This is a genomic window from Faecalicatena orotica, assembly GCF_003149245.1.
Lineage (GTDB): Bacteria > Bacillota > Clostridia > Lachnospirales > Lachnospiraceae > Faecalicatena_A > Faecalicatena_A orotica.
This window is the reverse complement of the sequence record NZ_QGDL01000012.1, coordinates 26,013-47,484: the sequence shown is the minus strand read 5'-3', so window position 1 is coordinate 47,484 and position 21,472 is coordinate 26,013. Positions and strand designations below refer to the sequence as shown.

General features: G+C 45.0%; 19 protein-coding genes and 1 tRNA gene. 14 read left to right on the top strand and 6 right to left on the bottom strand.

Annotated elements, in window-relative coordinates:
* The first annotated feature begins 5 nt into the window (after positions 1–5).
* Genes A8806_RS18415 through A8806_RS18405 form a run of 3 tightly spaced genes read left to right on the top strand, consistent with a single transcriptional unit; the run spans position 6 to position 2,925 of the window.
* On the top strand, positions 6–968 hold the full coding sequence (locus tag A8806_RS18415; RefSeq protein ID WP_109732632.1) for an ABC transporter permease: 963 nt from the start codon (positions 6–8) through the stop codon (positions 966–968).
* Between the two features lie 25 nt (positions 969–993).
* A complete protein-coding gene (locus tag A8806_RS18410; protein ID WP_109732631.1) occupies positions 994–2,037 on the top strand; it encodes an aldose epimerase family protein in 1,044 nt (347 codons plus the stop codon).
* 12 nt (positions 2,038–2,049) lie between these two features.
* Positions 2,050–2,925, top strand: a complete 876-nt coding sequence (locus A8806_RS18405; protein WP_109732630.1) for an SMP-30/gluconolactonase/LRE family protein — start codon at positions 2,050–2,052, stop codon at positions 2,923–2,925.
* Between the two features lie 89 nt (positions 2,926–3,014).
* Here A8806_RS18405 and A8806_RS18400 read toward each other — a convergent pair whose 3' ends face one another.
* The gene (locus A8806_RS18400) at positions 3,015–3,401 is read right to left on the bottom strand and encodes a hypothetical protein (protein WP_109732629.1); all 387 of its coding nucleotides are present in this window, start codon (positions 3,399–3,401) and stop codon (positions 3,015–3,017) included.
* A 203-nt stretch (positions 3,402–3,604) separates the two neighbouring features.
* On the opposite strand from A8806_RS18400, the gene A8806_RS18395 reads away from it, so the two are divergent.
* Positions 3,605–3,823, top strand: a complete 219-nt coding sequence (locus tag A8806_RS18395) for a CopG family transcriptional regulator (protein ID WP_109732628.1) — start codon at positions 3,605–3,607, stop codon at positions 3,821–3,823.
* 80 nt (positions 3,824–3,903) lie between these two features.
* Here the strand turns inward: A8806_RS18395 and A8806_RS18390 are convergent, their stop codons facing one another.
* A complete protein-coding gene (locus tag A8806_RS18390) occupies positions 3,904–4,698 on the bottom strand; it encodes an HAD family hydrolase (protein WP_109732627.1) in 795 nt (264 codons plus the stop codon).
* 216 nt (positions 4,699–4,914) lie between these two features.
* Between A8806_RS18390 and A8806_RS18385 the strand changes: the two genes are divergently transcribed.
* On the top strand, positions 4,915–6,315 hold the full coding sequence (locus A8806_RS18385) for an NAD(P)/FAD-dependent oxidoreductase (protein ID WP_109732626.1): 1,401 nt from the start codon (positions 4,915–4,917) through the stop codon (positions 6,313–6,315).
* Between the two features lie 185 nt (positions 6,316–6,500).
* Positions 6,501–7,847, top strand: coding sequence for a phosphoglucosamine mutase (gene glmM, locus A8806_RS18380; RefSeq protein WP_109732625.1), 1,347 nt, complete (start codon positions 6,501–6,503; stop codon positions 7,845–7,847).
* 136 nt (positions 7,848–7,983) lie between these two features.
* On the opposite strand, the gene A8806_RS18375 is transcribed toward glmM, so the two are convergent.
* From A8806_RS18375 to A8806_RS18365, 3 genes are all read right to left on the bottom strand, one after another.
* Positions 7,984–10,566, bottom strand: a complete 2,583-nt coding sequence (locus tag A8806_RS18375) for a PEP/pyruvate-binding domain-containing protein (protein WP_109732624.1) — start codon at positions 10,564–10,566, stop codon at positions 7,984–7,986.
* Between the two features lie 191 nt (positions 10,567–10,757).
* Positions 10,758–11,522 carry an N-acetylmuramoyl-L-alanine amidase gene (locus tag A8806_RS18370; protein ID WP_109732623.1) on the bottom strand — a complete coding sequence of 255 codons (765 nt, stop codon included), beginning with the start codon at positions 11,520–11,522 and terminating at the stop codon, positions 10,758–10,760.
* Between the two features lie 138 nt (positions 11,523–11,660).
* Complete coding sequence (locus tag A8806_RS18365) at positions 11,661–12,986, bottom strand: HlyC/CorC family transporter (RefSeq protein ID WP_109732622.1); 1,326 nt, start codon at positions 12,984–12,986, stop codon at positions 11,661–11,663.
* Positions 12,987–13,246: 260 nt separating this feature from the next.
* On the opposite strand from A8806_RS18365, the gene murB reads away from it, so the two are divergent.
* From murB to A8806_RS18330, 7 genes are all read left to right on the top strand, one after another.
* Positions 13,247–14,152, top strand: a complete 906-nt coding sequence (murB, locus tag A8806_RS18360) for a UDP-N-acetylmuramate dehydrogenase (protein ID WP_109732621.1) — start codon at positions 13,247–13,249, stop codon at positions 14,150–14,152.
* Between the two features lies 1 nt (position 14,153).
* A complete protein-coding gene (rapZ, locus tag A8806_RS18355; RefSeq protein ID WP_109732620.1) occupies positions 14,154–15,032 on the top strand; it encodes an RNase adapter RapZ in 879 nt (292 codons plus the stop codon).
* Between the two features lie 14 nt (positions 15,033–15,046).
* Positions 15,047–16,009 (top strand): DNA-binding protein WhiA, encoded by a 963-nt coding sequence (gene whiA, locus A8806_RS18350; protein WP_109732619.1) that lies wholly within the window; start codon positions 15,047–15,049, stop codon positions 16,007–16,009.
* The gene (locus A8806_RS18345; protein WP_109732618.1) at positions 16,002–16,262 is read left to right on the top strand and encodes an HPr family phosphocarrier protein; all 261 of its coding nucleotides are present in this window, start codon (positions 16,002–16,004) and stop codon (positions 16,260–16,262) included. Before whiA ends, A8806_RS18345 begins: the two co-directional genes overlap by 8 nt.
* A 118-nt stretch (positions 16,263–16,380) precedes the next feature.
* Positions 16,381–17,337, top strand: a complete 957-nt coding sequence (locus A8806_RS18340; RefSeq protein WP_109732617.1) for a diacylglycerol/lipid kinase family protein — start codon at positions 16,381–16,383, stop codon at positions 17,335–17,337.
* Positions 17,338–17,515: 178 nt separating this feature from the next.
* Positions 17,516–17,587, top strand: a tRNA-Glu gene (locus A8806_RS18335).
* A 264-nt stretch (positions 17,588–17,851) separates the two neighbouring features.
* Complete coding sequence (locus A8806_RS18330; protein WP_109732616.1) at positions 17,852–18,058, top strand: helix-turn-helix domain-containing protein; 207 nt, start codon at positions 17,852–17,854, stop codon at positions 18,056–18,058.
* 386 nt (positions 18,059–18,444) lie between these two features.
* On the opposite strand, the gene A8806_RS18325 is transcribed toward A8806_RS18330, so the two are convergent.
* Positions 18,445–19,029, bottom strand: a complete 585-nt coding sequence (locus A8806_RS18325; RefSeq protein ID WP_181368776.1) for a TetR/AcrR family transcriptional regulator — start codon at positions 19,027–19,029, stop codon at positions 18,445–18,447.
* 284 nt (positions 19,030–19,313) lie between these two features.
* Between A8806_RS18325 and A8806_RS18320 the strand changes: the two genes are divergently transcribed.
* Positions 19,314–21,362: an oxidoreductase gene (locus A8806_RS18320; RefSeq protein WP_109732614.1), complete on the top strand. Its 2,049-nt coding sequence runs from the start codon at positions 19,314–19,316 to the stop codon at positions 21,360–21,362.
* The last annotated feature ends 110 nt before the right edge of the window (positions 21,363–21,472 follow it).

Sequence of the window (21,472 nt, the reverse complement as noted above, 5' to 3'; positions counted from 1 at the left end):
AGAATATGCAGAAGAAAAAAGTAAATCTGGTAAGTTTTCTTGGAAAATATGGAATTGTCGTAGTCCTGATAGTCCTGATTGTGTTCTTTTCTGTGACGAGTAAGCAATTCCTTGCTGTAAGTAATATTATCAATATTTTAAGGCAGGTTGCAGTTGTCGGGATTATGTCGGTAGGCATGACGATGGTCCTGATTACGGGCGGCATCGATCTGTCGGTAGGATCCGTGGCGGGGGTAGCCTGTGTATCAACGGCACTTTTGATGAATAAAGGTCTTCCGTGGGCGGCAGCCGTACTGCTTGTATTGATTGTGAGCTGCGCATTGGGCGGAATCAATGGTTTCTGTATAAATGCATTGAGTATTCCTCCTCTAATCACCACGCTGGGGATGATGACTGCATTAAGGGGCACGGCCTACCTTCTGACAGGCGGCCTTCCGGTCTTTGGATTTCCTAAGGATATTCTCTTCCTTGGAAAAGGTTCTGTAGCAGGGATTCCGGTACCGGTTATCATTATGGCGGTAATTTTTGTGATTGGTATTTTGTTTATGGATAAGACGAGATATGGGGTATATATCTACGGTGTAGGAGGAAATGAGGAGGCTACGAGGCTCTCAGGAATCAATGTTAAGAAGATTAAATATCTGGTCTATATGGCGTCTGCCACACTGGCGGGACTGGCAGGCATCGTACTTCTGGCCAGAGTAAACAGTGGCCAGCCAAAGGCAGGGGACGGATATGAGATGGATGTTATTACGGCAGTCGTATTAGGTGGTGTCAGCATCTCAGGAGGAGAAGGAAGCATGCCGTTTGTTATTATCGGAGTCCTTTTCATGGGAGTGCTTTCCAATGGTATGGTCATGCTGAATATACAGGATTATACACAACAGGTAGTAAAAGGTATCGCACTTCTGCTGGCAGTGGCATTTGACCGTTATATGCAAAATAAGAAGGCGAAACAGGTAGAGTAACGAAGATGCCAAACAGGAGGAAACTATGCGGGAATCGGGAAATGCAAACATTCAAATAGAAAGTATGGGATCACGGGTTCAGTTTTATACTCTGAAAAACCAAACAGGAATTCAGGTTACTCTGACAAATTATGGGGCGGCTGTTTACCGGATACTTACACCTGACCGTGACGGAAGAGTCGATGACATTGCCTTGTCCAGTCCTTCCCCGGAAACATTCATGGACAACAAAGCATTTTTCGGGGCTACGGTAGGAAGAGTGGCAAATCGTATAAAACAGGGCAGAATTACGGTAGGCTGCAAGGAGTACCAGTTGTCACTGAATGAAGGAAAAAACCACGCTCATGGCGGATTTTCTGGGTTTGATAAGAAAATATGGAATGGAAAAATAAGGAATAATGCAGTAGAATTTACTTATACAAGTCCGGACAAAGAAGAAGGATACCCGGGCAGTGTGACGGTAACGGTGAGTTACCGGCTGGACGGGGAAGGGAGGCTGCATATCCGGCATCATGCCGAAAGTACGGAAGACACGATTATCAATCTTACAAACCATACGTACTTTAATCTGGGAGGACATGCTTCCGGTAAGATATATGACCAGAGACTTCAGATAAACGGAGGTTTTTATCTGGAAAGTGACGCAGAACTGATACCAACCGGACAGATATTGCGTGTGGGGGGAACGCCCTTTGATTTTACTCAGGAAAAAGAGCTTGGGCTGGATATTCATTCAGAGATACCAATGCTCACCAACAATGGAGGATATGATGTAACATTCCTAAAAGCGGAACGTGGATTTACCAGAGCCGCGGTTCTAAAAGACAAAAAGTCAGGGAGATGCCTGGAGGTCTTCACAGATTACCCTGCAATCCACCTTTATACAGGCAATTTTCTGAAAGATGAACCGGGACTGGAGGACAGGGTATATAACCGGCACGAATCTGTATGTCTGGAAGCGCAGCGGCTTCCCTTCGCCAGCGGTTATGCACATTTTGGTGAAATCGGACTGAAAGCAGGAGAGCAGATGGAAAGAAATATTTGTTATCATTTTTCGGCAGAAAGATAGAGAGGTGTCAGAATGAATGTAGAATTAGTACTAAATGCGAAATGTCTGATCGGAGAAGGCCCATGCTGGGATGAGCCTACAAAAACGATTTATTTTGTGGATTTGCTGGGAAACCGTATTTATTCATTTGATGGGAAAATCGAACATCACGTGAGCTTTGACCAGAATCTGGGGGCAGCAGTAGTAAGGGAGAAAGGCGGACTTGCCGCAGCAATGCAGCATGGCTATTATTTCGTTGATTTTCCGGGAGGCGGATTGGAAAAGATTGCTGATCCTGAGGCGGAATATCCGGATCATCGGTTCAACGATGGTAAATGTGATGCAAAGGGGCGGTTTTGGGCAGGTACCATGAGTAAAAATCTGGATACCGGATATGGAGAGGCAATACCGGACTGTGGTCTGTATTGTCTGGATACGGATGGAAAGGCGGAACAAAAGCTGTCAGATGTAATACAGGGAAACGGGCTTGGCTGGACGAAGGACAGTAAGAAAATGTATTTTATTGATTCCCAGACTTATACGGTACAGGAATTTGATTTTGATCTTGAAAAGGGTAGTATTTCAAATGGCAGAATAGCAGTGGAGGTACCAAAGGAGATGGGGCTGCCCGACGGCATGACTGTAGATGACGACGGCATGCTCTGGATCGCACTGTGGGGAGGCGGATGTGTAAGCAGGTGGAACCCAAAGACCGGCGAACTGCTGTGCAAGATAGAAGTTCCGGCGAAGAATGTGACAGCATGCACATTTGGAGGCCCCGATATGAATGAACTTTACATCACTACAGCAAAAATGGATACGGATGAGGAACAGTATCCTCATGCCGGCGGCCTGTTCAAAATCAAACTGGATATAACAGGAACACCATCGTATCGTTACCAGGGGTGACGGAAACATTACAGGTGGTACACTAAAATAAAAAGGTTAAAGGAACAAAGGGACCTGCCGGATAAATAACGGCAGGTCTTATTGTCTTATTATTCGAATAACTTTTTCAGATATGTCCGGATCTTTCCTTTCGGGAGCTGGGAAAGGAATGCATCATCCCAGTGCTTTCTTAAAAACATTTCTGTATCGGCATCAGCGGTATCATTCAGGACGTCATATTCAATCTGTTTACCGAGTTCTTTCAGCAGGTCAGAATGCCGGATTCCAAACGCAACGCAGTAATTGTGAAGGCCAAGCTGCTGCAGGAGATATGTGATCCTTTCAAAGTCCCTCACTGTCATCTTCTCTTCATTCAGTATCAGTTTCGAATCGGATTCCGAGCATAAGGCCAAAAACAGTATCTTTTCTTTTTCTATTTGTAATTCTTTTATCTTTTGGAATTCTTCCGGGTCTGTGGTAAAATTATCATCATACATGGTGTCTCTCCTGATGAGTTGTTTTATATTTCGCAAATGCTGGAAATTAAGTTTCTTTACTCATTTTTCTCCTACCTGGTTAATATATTCCATATGTTGCAATATAACTAATAATACATGATACATTGCAAATTTGCAATATATTATTAGGGTCTGTTGCATAATATAATGTAGACAGTTACCAGACAGTTGGAGGTGGGTCTATGGAAGAGAAGAAGCAGCCGGTGAAGTTCAGAGTTGCGAGAAAACCGATATATAAAGAAGAAAAGACCGTGAACATGACGTTGCGAATAGATAAGGGGCTACAGCAAAAGTATGATTTATGGGCAGAGAAAACAAATCGTTCCAGAAATGAACTTATGTGTATGGCACTGGCTTATGCAATGGAGAATATTGAAATCATTGACGAGGAAGACAATTGACAGAAAAAGGTGTCAGAACACTGAAAAAAGAGGCTGGGCGCTAATGGATGATTCAACATTAGCGCCCGGCTTCTTTTGGGTTAATTGATTTCTCCAATCAGGTCTTCAAGTACGTCTTCCACAGAATCGGTGACATAAGTTGAGTAATAGGAGATGCCGGGTGCGGCATTGGACATGGCATAACTGGTTCCTACAAGCTGGAGCATCTCTACATCATTGTACTGGTCGCCGAAAGCCATACATTCCTCCGGGCTGATATGAAGCTGATCAAGTAGTGTCTGCAGTGCAGTCCCTTTATTAGCCCCGGGGGCAATAAAATCGATCCAGATGTTGCCGGATGTAACGACCTTGATTTCGCTGCCGAACATATCCTGCAGATGCTTCAGATATTTATCGATAATGTGGGGGCCGTCCTTCATATTACAGATTGCAATTTTTAAAATAGGTCCCTCTACTGCCGCAACATCATCTACAATCTGGGTCGTATTTTTCATAATATTAACAATGTGGTCTACAAAAGCCGGATCATTGTTTTCGATAAAGCAGGAGTCCTCTCTGGATACCACAATCTCAAAATGCTTCTCACGCTTGATCTCCTCGATGATTCTGGCACACAGGCCGTCATCAATCGTGGCACGGGCAATTACTTTGCCCTGATGAACACAGATGGAGCCGTTCTCGGCAATATAGGATATTTCGTCCTTAATCTGTTCGAACACCCTGCGCTGGTTGTCATATTGTCTTCCGCTGGCAGATACAAATCGTACGCCTGTTTCTATTAGCTGATGGATCAGTTCAATGGCACGTGGTGTAAGTTTCTGGGCTCCGCCCTGCAGAAGAGTGCCGTCGAGATCACTTGCTACTAATTTAATCATAAAGCCCTCCATAGCCTGTTATATATTAAGTGTAACTGTTCAGGACTGTGAACAGTTAGTTGCACTTCTTATATATTACCTTAAATCAGGCGGATTGTATAGCCTTGTTCTGTGAAAAAATGTGTGCTAGTATTGATATTGTAGGAATTGTGCGGAAATTGCGCAGGGGTCTGACCCCTTTGCAATTCTGTATTTGTAGGAAAGCCGAGGGATAAGATGAAACAGTATGATGTTATTATTATTGGTGCCGGCCCGTCTGGTATATTCTGCGCATATGAGTTGAAACGCCAGAAGCCGGATATGAAGATTTTAATGGTTGAGAAGGGACGCTGCATTGAAGACCGGCGGTGTCCGAAACGAAAGACAAAGGTATGTGTCGGCTGCCAGCCATGTTCGATTACAACAGGTTTCGCGGGTGCCGGGGCATTTTCAGACGGTAAGCTTTCACTGTCACCGGATGTCGGGGGAACGCTCCCTGAGATTCTAGGCTATGAAAAGGCGACAGAATTAATCAATGAGGCAGACAGCATCTATCTACAGTTTGGAGCCGATAAGAAAGTGTATGGTATTGAAGACCAGCAGGCGATCACTGACATACGATCCAAGGCAATCCGTGCTAATTTAAAGCTGATTGAATGTCCGATCCGGCATCTGGGAACAGAAGAAGGGTACAAGATTTATACCCGGCTTCAGCATCATCTGCTGGATGCGGGCGTGGAGATTCTGTTTAAGACAATGGTAGAAGATATTATTATAGAAGACGGAGCCGCAAAAGGAGTCACGACTGATAAAGGTGAGAGCTATTATGCACCGGAGATTGTCTCCGGGGTAGGCCGGGAGGGTTCGGAATGGTTTTCACATATCTGCAAGGGGCATGATATCGAAACCAGAAACGGAACGGTTGATGTCGGAGTCCGAGTGGAAGTCCGTGACGAGATCATGAAAGAGCTCAATGAAAAGCTCTACGAGGCAAAGCTGGTGTATTATACGCCTACATTTGATGATAAAGTCCGTGTATTCTGCACAAATCCGTCCGGAGAAGTTGCGACGGAATATTATGAAAACGGCCTTGCGGTTGTAAACGGGCACGCGTATAAATCAAAGGATATGAAGACGAACAATACGAATTTCGCCCTTCTTGTATCCAAGAACTTTACGGAGCCGTTTAAATCCCCGATTGAGTACGGTAAACATATAGCCCAGCTGGGTAATATGCTGTGCGGCGGGAGGATTCTGCTCCAGCGCTATGGGGATTTCCGAAGAGGCCGCAGGACCACGGAAGAGCGCCTGCTCCGTAACAATATTACCCCGACGCTGAAGGATGCGGTACCGGGTGACTTGTCACTGGTATTCCCGCACCGGATTATGGTTGCCATTGACGAAATGATCAAGGCGCTGGATAAGGTAACGCCGGGGATTGCCAGCGACGAGACACTTTTATATGGTGTAGAGGTTAAATTTTATTCTAATAAAGTACTGGTTGATAAGAACTTCGAGACGAATGTGAAAGGACTGCGTGCGATGGGGGATGGCGCATCCATCACGAGAGGACTGCAGCAGGCATCAGCGAATGGACTGTGTGTAGCGCGTGCCATCATAAATAAAATGGAGAGTTAGTATACCGCCTCCTGAATACTGTTCACAGGCAAGTCTGTAAACAGTAACGCGACTGCCCATAAAAAAATGTTGTAACTTGAGCCATATCAGAATATAATGTTAATGAATGTTGCATCCCGGGGTATAGAAAGTATGCCCTAAGCAGCATGGCAACCAGAAACTAGATGATAAGAGGATGAAGACATATGGGTAAATATTTTGGAACAGATGGATTTAGAGGAGAAGCAAATGTAGTTCTGACTGTCGAGCATGCCTTTAAAGTCGGCCGTTACCTGGGATGGTATTTTGGACGTGAACATAAGGCAAGAATCGTAATCGGAAAGGACACAAGAAGAAGCAGCTACATGTTCGAATATGCACTGGCTTCTGGGCTGACGGCATCAGGAGCAGATGCATACCTGCTTCATGTGACGACAACACCGAGTGTTTCCTATGTTGTCCGGACAGAAGACTTTGACTGCGGCATCATGATATCAGCGAGCCATAATCCATTCTATGATAACGGCATCAAGGTCATCAACGGTCAGGGACATAAGATGGAGGCAGAGGTAGAAGAGAAGATCGAGGCGTATATTGACGGTGAGATTGAAGAACTCCCGCTTGCAACGAAGGAAGACATCGGACGCACAATCGACTATGCAGCAGGAAGAAACCGCTATATTGGTCATCTGATCTCACTTGCTACACGTTCTTTCAAAGACATGAGAATTGGCCTTGACTGTTCGAACGGAAGTGCTTTCACGATCGCAAAGAGTGTATATGATGCGCTGGGAGCGAAGACCTATGTCATCAATAACGAGCCTGATGGAACAAACATCAACACAAACTGCGGATCGACACATATCGAAGTACTTCAGCAGTATGTAAAGGATAAAAAACTGGATGTAGGATTCGCATTCGACGGCGATGCCGACAGATGTATTGCAGTAGACGGCAATGGACATATCGTAGATGGTGACCTGATCCTTTATGTATGCGGAAAGTACCTGATGGAGCAGGGGCGTCTTGCGGGAAATACAATCGTAACGACAATCATGTCTAATTTAGGATTATACAAAGCCTGCGACAAGATAGGCATGAATTACGAACAGACAGCCGTGGGCGACAAGTATGTATATGAAAATATGCTTCAGAACGGCTATGTGCTGGGCGGCGAGCAGTCCGGGCACATCATATTCAGCAAACATGCAAGGACCGGTGACGGCATCCTGACATCTCTCATGATCATGGAAGTTATCATGGAGAAAAAACAGTCACTGGCAAAATTATGCGAAGAAGTAAAGATTTACCCGCAGCTTTTGAAAAATGTCCGCGTAACAGACAAAAAGACAGCATGGGAGAATCCGGCTGTACAGAAAGCAGTAGAGGATGTGACGGCGGCACTTGGAACTGACGGCCGGATCCTTGTAAGAGAAAGCGGTACAGAGCCTGTGATCCGTGTCATGGTAGAGGCTTCAACCGATGAAATTTGTGAAAAATATGTAGATCAGGTGATTGACGTGATGAAAGCTGAGAATCTTGTTATCAAATAGGAGGACGGCAAAGTCTGGGAAAGCTATATAAAGGTTACTGTTTACAGGCGTGCCTGTGAACAGTAACATATAAAGAGGAGACTGTATCTGCGCCTTTGATGGCGTGATACAGTCTCTTTTTTAAGCCTCTTCTAAATCAGGTGCATATCAGCCTCTGTGTTACAATGTCGGAATAGATTTCAATATTTTCATCCCTCATATCTGTTACGTGTATGACATCAGGATAGAGCTCTTCTTCTGAACTGCCGGCAAGCAGCGTCTCCAGATGGTTAGGCTGTCTCAATATTTTCTCTTCATTAAAGTATACATCCCGTTCATTCTGGAACAAAGCAATATAGAAGATATTGGACTCTACGATATCCTGGAAGAAATGGCTTCCGTAGGAGAGGTCTGGCATGAGCCCGAGTTTTTCATAGGAAACCTCACAAATGGCGTTCATGTTACAGAGATCTGTAAACCGGACAGGAACTCCTAGGGCAGGCGTTGTTGTACCCCAGCGGCCAGGGCCGATGAGCACGGCATGTCTGTCCTTTAATATATGATTCAGTGTTCCGATCTGGTTCGCTATAGCGTACTTCTGTGGCTCGGTCAGCTTTAGGTATGGCTTGATCCTTACAAAGATGAAATAATGCACCGGAAGCCGGACATTTCCGCCCATAAAGTTTCCTTTTGAAGAAAAGTAAGCCTGTTCCCGGTCTACGTTCTCAGGAAAGTCAATCTTCCTGCCCAGCCCCTTCGTCTGGAGCGGGCGGCATTGAAGAAGATTGATGCGGTAGTGTTCCTCTTTATTGAAGTTACAGGTAAACTCAATGTCCACTGGGTAATCATAGGTGTGAGACAAAATTGCCAGAATATTTTCCAGTGCTTTCGGAAAATCTGTATGCCTCAGCAGCCGTGTAAAACTGACGATATCCGGGACATTCCGGTTCCGGTGCCCCGTTTCTCTAAAATGTCTTGCAAGCTCAAAATCTGGTTCCATAAAGAGCCTGACATTCGTCTTTAACGGAAGCCCCCTGACCGACTCAATCGGAATAGTCTGAAATTCATTTTCCTCCAGATTAATTACATCCACATAATGCTGTGAGAACTTTCTTTCATCCCCGTAGGCCAGCAGGGGCGGGCGTTCCGGCTTGTCCAGCGCAACGATGCGCGGATAGTCGGAATTGACCCTGTCCACGGCCCGTGTTCCCATTCCGAACACAAGGCGCAGCATTCCCTTGGACGGATCTGTGTTCTTATCCCAGACAAAGAGGTTGGAAGAATTTCCGACACCTGCACAGTGCGGGAAAAAATACTTTCCGTGGTAATCACCGGAAACTCTCTGCACGAGCAATGCCATCTGCTCATCCTTATCTGCCAGACCTCGGTTTTGACGATACTCCAGCGCTTCACGGCTCATTGTGCTGGCGTAAACCTTTCGTACGGCATCCAGAAAAGCATCGTACCTTTCCTCCGGGGTTCCCTGGTTCGGACAGAAAAAGCTGTCATACTTTCCTGCAAACGCATTCCCGAAATTATCTTCCAAAAGAGAACTGGACCGCACGATAATAGGAGACTGCCCGAAATACTCCAGCATTACCATGATCTGCTCTTTAATGGTAGTTGGGAAATGCCCGCTCAGCAGGATTTCCCGAAGCTCTGCTGCCGCAGTAAAGTATCCTTCACCGGTTTTTTGCTGCATGCGGAGCCTCCAGCCGCCATTCTGGACGATATAAGTATAAAAGACGTCAGAACCTATATAATAGGAATCATGCCGTTCCATATGTTCCTTATAGAAATCTGGATTCTTCGTTTCCAGTATCTTGCGGGCCAGAAGCATGCCGACAGATTTTCCGCCGATATAACCTGTCCCGATCTCCCGGCCCCCGATCTGGATCAAATCTTCCAGCGTAAAGAATTCCCTGCTCAGTGCTGCTATGCGTGACCGCTTGCCGATCAGGAGATTCTGCAGGTTTTCTTTTACATAAGCCTGCTCAGCAAGAGATGCGCTTAAGTATGGCTTCGCTTCCTCGAAACTTAAATCCCAGTAATCAAGCTTCTTAGTATGGATCTGGAGTCTGGAAAATAGTTCCGCGGAGCTTGCACTGTCCGTGATACATTCCGAACCGCCCTCTGTCAGAAGATGAGGGAGAAACATAACAGGAGAATAACGTTTCCATACCTTCAGTGGATGCAGATAGTAGCGGCTGTCAATATAGTATAAGTTTAAAAGAAGCTGTGTGACCTCCCGGATACGGGCAATCGTGTCCTGCGTATGGGCATTCCTGTAAAGTGCAAAATATGTGACAGCATCCCGCTCAAATAAGTAAGGGCATGTAACCTGAAAGAAATTTCCCGTCATGAGGTCGGAGCACCAGAATTCCTGCAATTCGCTCAGACAATCGAATACATAGAATGCGTTCTTCCCTTCGGCAGTGATAATCTGGTAGACACTGCTTGTAAAAGATTCAAATCCCATACCGGCATCCAATGTAAACATTTCAAAATCAGCACCCTTTTCAAGGAGTGCTTCCTTATCTATCAGCGGCGCGTGGCAGCCGAAATGAATATAAACAAGACGTCTGTGATCAGCAGCGGCCTGCTGCACAAAACGCTCCACCACAAATGAGTAGGCTTCAAAAGAATCCACCTGCCAGATGATATTATCTCCGGGGCGGAGGGTATCAATGACTTCATCAGCACCCTTAAGGCCTGTACTTATCTGCTCCATACTTTCCATAGCTTTCCTCCATTCCCTGATATACAGGATTCATAAAGGTATATCAGAAGAACAATCATAATTATAACCAGTTTACCACAAAAAGAGAAAAAAACAAAATGCCGTTGCGAATTTAAGGAATAAAAAAATCCGGAGTTCGAAATTGATATTGAACTCCGGATTTTTAATTCTGTCCATGACGCCAAACCTTCTTACCTGCTGACAATCACAGTCGGATACCCCGCCCGTTTCAGCCGCTGTTCCATTTTGGTTGCGTCATCGAGTGTATCATAATTACCAACCTGCACCCGGAAGAATCCGTCTGAATCTATAATCGAAGCAGGGAAGTCCTGTTCCAATAGTTCGTTCAGCAGTCTGTTGGCGTAAGTAGGGTTGCGGAAGGCACCGACCTGTACTCTGTATCCGGGCGGGTCGAGCTCATGATCCATCTCCAGGGTGTCGAGGATTCCGTCCGCGATAGCCTGGGCGATGTCATTAAAATTGTCATCAAAAAGCTGGTTATCGGTATTGGAATTGATAAAACCGACTTCTACCAGCACGGCTGGCATACGGGTGCGCCGGAGTACGACCAGATTAGGACGGGCTTTTACGCCGAGATTTACAAAACCAACAGATTCCAGCTGCTCATTGATGTTTTCTGCCATTTCGAGTTTAATTCCCGATTTGTCATATACAAGCGACTCTACCCCGGATACGACATTATCCGTGGGGAAGGAATTGCGGTGTATGGAAATAAAAAAGTCGACACCGGCATTATTGGCCTCCATTGCTTTTTCATATGGAGACTGGTATACGTCCGTTGTCCGGGTGTACTGCACGTCGATTCCATTATTCTGAAGAATTTCCCCTATAGCCAGTACAAGGCGGAGCGTATCATCCTTTTCCTGACGCCCGTTGTATACAGCACCGGGATCACGCCCCCCGTGGCCGGCATCTAACATGATTGAATAAGGCATAAGTATAATTCCTTTCACATTGTTCTATTTTATAATATGATGGAATCCAAAAGAAGTTACCCCGCCACCGGAATGTTTTGGAAAATAAAAAAATCCCTGCATTCCATTAAGGAAATGCAGGGAGAACTGTTATATTTTTTAAGCTTCTGTGGAAACTCCTGGTTCTGATTCCATATTTTCACCATCGAATTCTTCATCATCGGATTCTGTCTTCTCAGGCAGATAGACGTGTACACTTTCAACACGGTTCTTATCCAGCGTTTCTACAACGAGCCGTATACCATGTTCACTTGTAACTTCGTCACCAACTTCAGGAAGACGGTCAAGATGTTCGATAATAAATCCGCCGAGGGAATCATAATCCTCAGACTCCAGTTCTAAGTCAAGACGGTCGTTTACATCGTCCAGGCTCATGGAGCCTTCAATAATATATTCATATTCATTTAACTGCTTTACAAATTCTTCCTCGTTCTCGTCATATTCGTCGTGAATCTCGCCCACGATCTCTTCCAGAATATCTTCCAGTGTGATCAGGCCGGCTGTCTCACCGTACTCGTCCAGAACGATTGCAATATTGAAGGAAGCATCCCTCATCTCCACAAGGAGCTCGGAAATGTTCTTATATTCATAGGTAAAATAGGCTTCCCTGAGAATGTCACGTACACAGAAATGCTCCTTATTATCGAACAGAAGCAGGTCCTTCATGTTAATGGTACCGATGACATTATCTGTTGTATCTTCGTAAACAGGAAGACGCGTAAACTTGTCCTCCTTGAAAATGTCGATCAGCTCTTTATAAGTGCTGTTCACATCTGCGAATGTCACATGCACACGGGGCACCATGACATCCTTTGCGCGTGCATCGCCTAAGTCGAACACGTTGTAGATCATTTCTTTTTCTTCCGATTCGATGATACCGTCCTCGTGGCTTACATCCACAATCGTCCGGAGCTCATCCTCCGTCATTGCGTTATTCTTTGCATTGGGGTCAATGCGGAATAAAAACAGGATACCACGGGAGAATAGATTAATAATAAATATAAAAGGCGTCATAATGGTCATAAATGGCCGTATCACGCGTATATAAGATAGAGAAAGCTTATCTGAATGCAGCGTCGCTATACTCTTCGGGGTAATCTCTCCAAATACAAGGATTGCAACTGTAAGTGCTGCAGTTGCGATACTCACCATATATCCGCCGAAGCTGTATGCCAGCGTAGCGGCCAGTGAAGACGCGGAAATATTGACAATGTTGTTGCCGATCAGGATGGCGCTCAGCATCTTACGGGAATGATTCTCCGTAACATCTAAAACAACCTTTGCACGCTTGTTGCCGTCCTCCGCAAGAGAACGCATTCGTATCTTGCTTACGGTAGTCAGCGCTGTCTCCGCTGATGAAAAAAATGCAGACAGTAGTAATAATACGATTAATATAACAAATTGTATGGCATCACTCGAGTCCAATTATCTGTTCACTCCTTTATTTCTTTAATTGCTCTGTTGCCAAAAGCATGTACACGAAATTAATATACATCATTTAGGAAGATTTTGCAAGCATTAGGCGCTTTATCATGGCTGGCCGGGGCGAAAAATGGAATGTCAGGTGAAACTCTTTTCTTAGGTCACAGGTTGAAATACGGTAAGGTTTGTTGTATGATTTGGGTAAAGAAGCGCGGCATAGCTGCAATACAAAGTTTAGGAAATTAGAGAATTGGAGAACATTTATGGTTTTATATGAAAAGTTATGTGACTTACTTGGAGCAGAACAGGTTCTGAAAGATGAGCCTATGAGCAGGCATACTACATTCCGTGTCGGGGGCCCTTCGGATTATTTTGTGGTTCCCCGCAGTACAGGGGAGATAAGGGACACGATAGCAATCTGCAGACAGGAGGGGGTTCCTTATTATATCTTAGGAAATGGAAGTAACCTTCTGGTGGGAGACAAAGGATACAGGGGGGTGGTGATCCAGATCTATAAGAATCTGAATCAGATACGGACAGAGGGAAATCTGATTTATGCACAGGCGGGTGCGCTGCTTTCGAAGGTTGCGGCAGAGGCGTTGGAACACAGCCTGAAAGGCCTGGAATTCGCATCCGGTATCCCGGGGACACTCGGGGGAGCCATAATGATGAATGCGGGTGCCTATGGCGGCGAGATGAAACAGGTGATTGAACGTGCAGTGGTCCTGACTCAGGATGGGGAGATTAAGACCCTGTCACTGGAAGAACTGGAACTGGGTTACAGGACCAGTATTATTGCCCGGGAAAACTATGTAGTTCTGGAGGCCGTAATCCGTCTTGAAAAAGGAGAGGCAGAGGAAATCCGTTCATATATGGAAGAATTGAAAAACAAGCGTGTAACGAAACAGCCACTGGAATACCCTAGTGCGGGCAGTACATTCAAGCGTCCCGAGGGCTTTTTTGCAGGGAAGCTGATTGAGGATGCAGGCTTAAGGGGATTTCAGGTAGGAAATGCACAGGTTTCGGAAAAACACTGTGGCTTTGTGATCAACAAAGGCGGTGCGACTGCGGCCGAGATTGTTTCTCTGATGGAACAGGTTGCAGACAAGGTGGAAGCAAACGCGGGAGTCAGGCTGGAACCGGAAGTGAAGAGGATAGGAGAATTCTAAGATGAGATTTGTAGTAGTTACGGGGATGTCGGGGGCTGGAAAATCAACTGCCTTGAAGATGCTGGAGGATATGGGATATTTCTGCGTGGATAACCTGCCCATTTTGCTTATGCCGAAGTTTGCAGAGATGCTTTCAACCCCGGATACGGAGATCGAAAATGTCGCTCTGGGAATTGACATCCGGGGCGGTCAGGCATTTAGAGGACTGGAAGAGAACTTAGCTCTGATTGACAAGATGGGGATACACTATGAGATTCTCTTTCTGGATGCCGGAGATGACGTTCTCGTGAAGAGATATAAAGAAACGAGGCGCCAGCATCCCCTGGGAGGGGAAGGTCATATTGACCGCGGGATTGCAAAAGAGAGAGAGAAGATTGCGTTCTTAAAAATGCAGGCCACGTATATACTTGATACAAGTAAGATGCTGACAAGGGAGCTGAGGCTGGAGCTTGAGAAAATCTTCGTAGAGGGGAAGGATTTCAAGAACCTGTACATTACAGTTATGTCGTTTGGATTTAAATATGGAATACCTCAGGATGCAGATCTTGTATTTGACGTCCGTTTTCTCCCGAATCCCTACTATATAGAAGATTTAAAGCCGAAGACGGGAAATGATCCGGAAGTCAGGGATTATGTCATGGATAATGACAAAGCGAGGGAATTCCTTGCAAAGCTTACAGACATGATGGATTTCCTCATTCCCAATTATATACTGGAGGGGAAGAACCAGCTGGTCATCGCTGTCGGATGCACTGGTGGGAAGCACCGGTCAGTCACGCTTGCGAATGCCCTGCACCAGTTTCTGGAACCGAAGGACAGTTATGGAGTGCGTATTGAACACCGGGATATCGGGAAAGATGCAATCACAAAGGCAAAATAATACAGGAGAGCATTATGTCATTTTCAGGGAATGTAAGGGAAGAACTATCGAAACAGTGGAGTACTGCAAGGCACTGCCAGATCGCTGAATTAGCCGCGTTGATCAGCATGTGCGGGTCGATTGTCATCAATAGCTGCGGCCGCTACAGTGTAAAAATTCATTCGGAAAATCTTGCTGTTGCAAGAAAGTGCTTTACATTAATCGAAAAAACATTTAATATAGAAGCTGATATCTCTATCCGCAGGAATATTCCGAAGCAAAGTGTTTCCTATGCTGTCGTAGTCAGACGGCATAATGACGCCCTTCGTATCCTTCAGGCAACGAAGCTGATAGACGAACATCAGGCAGGATTTGAAGAGGTTCATATAGTGAATCCGCTTGTAGTCCAGCAGACCTGCTGCCGGCGTTCTTTTATCAGAGGGGTATTTTTAGCGGCAGGTTCAATGAGTGACCCCAACAAGTCATATCATTTCGAAATTGTCTGTGCGTCACCGGTAATGGCACGCCAGATACAAGAACTGATTTGCGGATTTTCGATGGATGCCAAGATTGTCCAGAGGAAGAGGTCCTATGTTGTATACCTAAAAGAAGGTTCCCAGATAGTGGATATCCTGAATATTATGGAGGCGCACATTTCATTAATGGAACTGGAGAATGTCCGTATCTTAAAAGAAATGCGCAACACCGTAAATCGTAAAGTAAATTGTGAAACTGCCAACATTAACAAAACCGTATCTGCAGCAGTTAAGCAGGTAGAAGATATTACATATCTGAGAGATACAATAGGTTTTGAAAAATTGTCGGAAGGATTGGAAGAAATAGCGCTTGTCCGCCTTTCTCATCCTGATGCGACACTGAAAGAGTTAGGAGAACTCTTATCACCGCCGGTCGGTAAGTCTGGAGTGAACCACAGGCTTCGCAAGTTAGGTGAGATGGCAGAAAAGGTTAGGCAAAACAAGGAGGATTATTATGATTGAAACACCGGTTGTTGTTAAGCAGGAACAGGGTCTTGACGGTAGACCTATTGCTTTGTTGGTACAGGAGGCAAGCCAGTATGCAAGCAAAGTATATATCCATATTGACGAAAAACAGATAAATGCAAAAAGTATTATGGGAATGATGAGTCTGACACTCAAGGAAGGTGAGACTTTCACAGTAGTAACAGAGGGCGAAGATGAAGTGAAGGCTGCAGAAGGAATTAAATCTTTTTTTTCAGAAGATTCGAAATAATCCGGCCAGGTTTATAATATAATAAAGAACAAGAAAGAGGTTGTGCTTTTGTACAGCCTCTTTTATAATGAGTACATGAAAATGAAGTTTAAGTGATATTAGACGGAGGAAGTAAGCTATGAAGAAAATGCTTTTTATTTATAATCCGAACGCAGGGACCGGCCTGCTGAAGCCAAAGCTGTCAGAGGTGCTGGATATTTTCGTAAAGGGCGGCTATGAAGTGACGGTTTATCCCACACAGCGGTATCACGATGCTCTGAGCAAGACGATTTCCTATACGGATGATTATGATATTGTCGTATGCAGCGGCGGGGACGGGACTCTGGATGAAGTTGTGACAGGAATGGCCCAAAGGGAGAAACAGGTTCCAATCGGCTACATACCAGCAGGAACGACGAATGACTTTGCCAACAGCCTCCATATCTCTAAAGACATGCTGGAAGCGGCTGACACAGCGGCAAATGGAGTCCCTTTTCCGTGTGATGTCGGAATCTTCAACGACGATTTCTTTGTCTATATTGCAGCTTTTGGCCTGTTTACAGACGTATCCTACGAGACAAAGCAGAGTATGAAAAACGTACTGGGACATCTGGCTTATGTGCTGGAAGGAACCAAACGTATTTTCAACATCCCATCTTATCATATAAAAGTGACCCATGACGGGGAGACACTTGAGGATGATTTTGTATTCGGAATGGTGACCAATTCAAGATCGGTAGGAGGCTTCAAAGGAATCATCGGGAAAAATGTCGTATTCGATGACGGAGAATTCGAGGTGACACTGATTAAGACACCGAAGAATCCGATCGAGCTCAACGAAATCATCGGATCTCTGGTGATTAAGCAGATTGACTCTGCACATATGTATTCCTTCCGTACAGGCAGCATCAAGTTTGAATCCGTGGAAGAAATCCCGTGGACGCTGGATGGTGAATTCGGAGGAGAGCATGATGAAGTCGTGATAAAAAACAGAAAGCAGGGGCTTAAGATTATGGTAGCTCCAAAGGCAATTGAAAGATTGTCCGTAAAAGGCAGGATTGAAGCTGCAATCCAGGAGTTTCAGGGAGAAGAGTAATATGATTTCACAGAAGTTATAATACAAAAAAGGCTGTGGTGAGAGCCGTGTGGGTGTAATCTGCAGCCTTCGTAAAATGTTATCAAAAAAAGTTGTGAAAAAAAGTTGAAAAAAGTACTTGCATTATTAAAAAAGGTATAGTATAATAAAATTCGCTTGTGAGAGCGAAATAAAACATGGCTCCATGGTCAAGCGGTTAAGACGCTAGCCTCTCACGCTGGAATCAGGGGTTCGATTCCCCTTGGAGTCACTACGAAAAATTATCCATAGAATATTCTATGGATAATTTTTTTGTCTGAATCCTTATATATCAAGGGGAAGAGGAGAAAGTATCTCTAACATCCCTATTCTGATAATCTTTTATACGTCTTAAAATCTCTCTAAACAGTAATCTTCTTGTTCTAACCCGAAAGACTTGATTAAATTTGTCCACTTTCATTATAGTCATGGTAAGACTATTTTTCAATAGTCGCAATGAGACTTTCTTATAATAAAAAGATAAGGGGGGACTCTCATGGTTTATGAAAATATCCGCAATTTGCGGGAAGACAGTGATAAAACTCAGATTGAATTAGCAGAATACCTCAATATAACGCAAACTACTTATTCAAAGTATGAATTAGGGAAAATAAATGTTCCGGTAGAAGTCTTTGCAAAATTAGCAGATTATTATCACGTATCTGTTGATTACTTACTCGGACGAACGAAAAATAAAAATTAATATATAGTGTCATCAAGGTTTGATTACACCTGCCCGGACAATGTGAGAAACGCTTAGGCAGTTCGTTTATTGTTGACAATTTTGTATACTTTGCTATAATATACTTAACAAGAGAACCGTTGGTCAGCGTACACCTGACCGCCGGAAAATAAGTGTTATAAAGATAGCGCCTTACTTTACCAGAGCAGGGGCGCTATTTTTTGCGTTTTGTAAGCATTACAACAAGAGTAATAACAGCGCAAAGCATAATCACAAATGTGAATAGTTCATCATATGTAACCATCAGCACCAGCCTCCTTTCATTCGTCCGGCGGCTGACATAACGCCCCAACGGTTCCCTGGGTAAATATGTTATTGTCAAGGTGTCGCTCTGTAGTAGTTATTATTTATTCTTTATAATAACTAATTATCATATCCAGAATCCTCTGTGACCGTTCGGAAAGTGTATAGCTCCCTTCATGAAGGCACCAGTCATAAATCAGTCCCCTTGAAACTCCAAGGATATCCTCTGTAATCGCAGTAGAATCACCGTGAAGGGTTCCTGTCTCTGTTTCTGCTTCAACGGCATGCAGGATGGTCTGATAGAAAAAGCGGTCAGGGTTCAGGATATACTTTTCATTGCTGGAAAGCTGATGCTTGAAGTATTGGAGCGCTGCCATCGCACCCATATTTTCCATTGAATGGGCCTGCTCCATTATGAGGAACCGGATTGCTTCAAGCGGTTCATCGGGGTGTCCCTGGTTCCAGGCTTCTTCAGACTGCTGGTCAAAGAGCCGGTAACCCTCATCCAGAATGTTATCCTTGCTCTGAAAATGATGATAGAAAGCACCTACAGATACCTCTGCCTCATTACAGATATCCTGAACTGTTATACTCTCGTATGACTTCTGTGCGAATAAAGACAAGGCGCAGGAAAAGATTTTCTGTTTGGTTGCCAGAGCCTGTTTCTGACGGTTTGTCTGTGGTTTCATAATATTCCCCCTTATATACGGCAAAGCGGACGTTACTGTGAACGCCCCGCAAGGGGGCGGTAACGGGCGGACCTGCTTTATATACACTAGGATAACATGCAGATTCTGTTTTTGACAATACAGCAAATCAGAATTGGACATATTTCACAAAATAAAATTCGCCGAATTGTATTCTGTGTCAATGGATTTTATAGGGGAGAAGTGTTATTATTTTAACAGAACAATAAACGGATCAAAAATTGCTCGTAAAACGGAGCAATCCAAGAGGATGGAAGGAGATGCCTATGTCTACAAAGTATGAACATTTATTTTCCACGATTAAGGTAGGAGGTGTTGAACTGCCGAACCGTATCGCCATGATGCCGATGGGAGTTTTCTCACCGCGCCTTATGAATCAGAAGACCGCGGCCTATACGAAAGATGGGGCGGATTATTACATCGAGCGTGCAAAGGGCGGAACGGGGCTGATTATTTCAGGGGTAGTCCCGATTATCCCGATTCCGGTGCGTACGCCTGTATGTTTCCCGGATGAATATGTAGAAGAGATGAAGTATCTGATGGACGGAGTCCATAAATATGGTTCTAAGATGTTTGTCCAGCTGACTGCGATGACAGGACGCGCGGCGCATCTGGAGAGTGAGACTGACTGGAAGATACTTCCCGCACCGGCCCCGATTCAGAATGTATGGGACCCGACAGTGAAGAACCGCGGGATTACGAAGGAAGAAATCCATAAATATGTAGAAAACTTTGCAGAGGCATCTTACCTTGTAAAGCAGGCCGGGGGCGACGGTGTTGAGATTCATGCCGTCCATGAAGGTTATCTGCTGGATCAGTTTGCAATCGGGTTCTACAATAAGCGTACCGATGAATATGGCGGATGCCTTGAGAACCGCCTGAGATTCCCGAGGGAGATCGTAGAGGCGATCAAAGAGAAGTGTGGAAAAGACTTTCCGGTTTCTATCCGCTACAGCGTAAGAAGCTATGTAAAAGACTTTAACCGCGGTGCACTTCCGTGGGAGGAATTCGAGGAAAAGGGCAGGGATCTGGAAGAGGGGATCACTGTTGCGAAGAAGCTTGAAGAATTCGGATATGATATGCTGAACTGTGACAATGGAAGCTATGATTCCTGGTTCTGGCCGCATCCCCCGGTATATATGCCTAAAGCATGCAATTTAAAGGATGTCGCAGAGGTTAAGAAGGCCGTGAATATTCCTGTGGTCTGTGCGGGCCGTTTTGATGACCCGGATCTTGCCGAGGAGGCAATTGCAGAAGGGAAAATGGATATTCTCGGAATGGGACGCCCGCTGCTTGCCGATGCAGAGCTCGGACATAAGTTCTATGAGGGTAGGCTGGATGATGTCCGTCCGTGTATATCCTGCCATCAGGGCTGTCTGGGACGGATTTTCCAGGGGAAGGATATCAGCTGTGCAGTGAACCCTGCCTGCGGACGTGAGAAGAGTTATGAATTAAAAACTGCGGATGTCAGGAAAAAAGTCCTTGTCATCGGCGGAGGCTTAGGCGGTATGGAAGCAGCAAGAGTCTGTGCACTGCGCGGCCATGACGTGGACCTCTATGAAAAGACAGGGGAACTCGGCGGAGTATTCGTTGCGGCTGCAACGCCTGATTTTAAAGATGACGACAAGAACCTGCTGAAATGGTATAAGAAGCAAATGACGGACCTGCCGGTCAACGTACATATGAATGCAGAAGTTACAGAAAAAATGACGGCAGGATATGATGAAATCTTTGTGGCGACAGGTGCAGCGGAACGAAGGCTGGATACCCCCGGATTCGATGCAGAGAATGTGACATATGCGATTGATACTCTGAGGAATACAGATATCAAAGGCGACAATGTAATCATTGTCGGCGGGGGCCTGACAGGATGTGAGATTGCCTACCTGCTTGGAAGAGAAGGTAAAAAAGTCACAATCGTGGAGATGGCGGAGACAATCCTGAACGCGTTCGGTCTGTCAGCGGCTAACTATAATATGCTGATGGAGATTCTAGATTATTATAAAGTAAAAGTGATTAAAAATGCGGTTGTCGAGAGCTATCAGGATGGTATTGCAACGGTTATCGAAACAGAGAAGAACTACCCGAATGCGGCCAACAGGGCGAAACGCATGTTTGCGGTAGGACCTCAGGGACTGAAGGTAAAACATGAGATCCCGGCAGACCATATTGTTGTATCAGTCGGATATATCCCGAACCAGTCCCTCTATGAGAAGATCAAAGGGGAGCATGTGCACCTGATCGGTGACGCTCAGCAGCCTACAAATGTGATGGATGCGATCTGGGCGGCTTATGAGACTGCCATGAATCTGTAATCGTAAAAAAGAACAGGAAATCAGGGAAAGGGTCTGTACGTGTTTGCTGTACAGACCCTTTTAAACGTGGGAAATATGAATAGTTTTTCATTTCCTGCCGTATTATGCCA

Coding starts and splice junctions, on each gene's coding strand:
- A8806_RS18400 (WP_109732629.1), bottom strand. CDS start 3,401: ATGTATGATGATAATTTTACCACAGACCCGGAAGAATTCCAAAAGATA.
- whiA (WP_109732619.1), top strand. CDS start 15,047: ATGTCATTTTCAGGGAATGTAAGGGAAGAACTATCGAAACAGTGGAGT.
- A8806_RS18370 (WP_109732623.1), bottom strand. CDS start 11,522: ATGCCTTATTCAATCATGTTAGATGCCGGCCACGGGGGGCGTGATCCC.
- A8806_RS18415 (WP_109732632.1), top strand. CDS start 6: ATGCAGAAGAAAAAAGTAAATCTGGTAAGTTTTCTTGGAAAATATGGA.
- A8806_RS18325 (WP_181368776.1), bottom strand. CDS start 19,029: ATGAAACCACAGACAAACCGTCAGAAACAGGCTCTGGCAACCAAACAG.
- A8806_RS18405 (WP_109732630.1), top strand. CDS start 2,050: ATGAATGTAGAATTAGTACTAAATGCGAAATGTCTGATCGGAGAAGGC.
- A8806_RS18410 (WP_109732631.1), top strand. CDS start 994: ATGCGGGAATCGGGAAATGCAAACATTCAAATAGAAAGTATGGGATCA.
- murB (WP_109732621.1), top strand. CDS start 13,247: ATGGTTTTATATGAAAAGTTATGTGACTTACTTGGAGCAGAACAGGTT.
- A8806_RS18320 (WP_109732614.1), top strand. CDS start 19,314: ATGTCTACAAAGTATGAACATTTATTTTCCACGATTAAGGTAGGAGGT.
- A8806_RS18390 (WP_109732627.1), bottom strand. CDS start 4,698: ATGATTAAATTAGTAGCAAGTGATCTCGACGGCACTCTTCTGCAGGGC.
- A8806_RS18375 (WP_109732624.1), bottom strand. CDS start 10,566: ATGGAAAGTATGGAGCAGATAAGTACAGGCCTTAAGGGTGCTGATGAA.
- A8806_RS18330 (WP_109732616.1), top strand. CDS start 17,852: ATGGTTTATGAAAATATCCGCAATTTGCGGGAAGACAGTGATAAAACT.
- A8806_RS18395 (WP_109732628.1), top strand. CDS start 3,605: ATGGAAGAGAAGAAGCAGCCGGTGAAGTTCAGAGTTGCGAGAAAACCG.
- glmM (WP_109732625.1), top strand. CDS start 6,501: ATGGGTAAATATTTTGGAACAGATGGATTTAGAGGAGAAGCAAATGTA.
- A8806_RS18345 (WP_109732618.1), top strand. CDS start 16,002: ATGATTGAAACACCGGTTGTTGTTAAGCAGGAACAGGGTCTTGACGGT.
- A8806_RS18385 (WP_109732626.1), top strand. CDS start 4,915: ATGAAACAGTATGATGTTATTATTATTGGTGCCGGCCCGTCTGGTATA.
- rapZ (WP_109732620.1), top strand. CDS start 14,154: ATGAGATTTGTAGTAGTTACGGGGATGTCGGGGGCTGGAAAATCAACT.
- A8806_RS18340 (WP_109732617.1), top strand. CDS start 16,381: ATGAAGAAAATGCTTTTTATTTATAATCCGAACGCAGGGACCGGCCTG.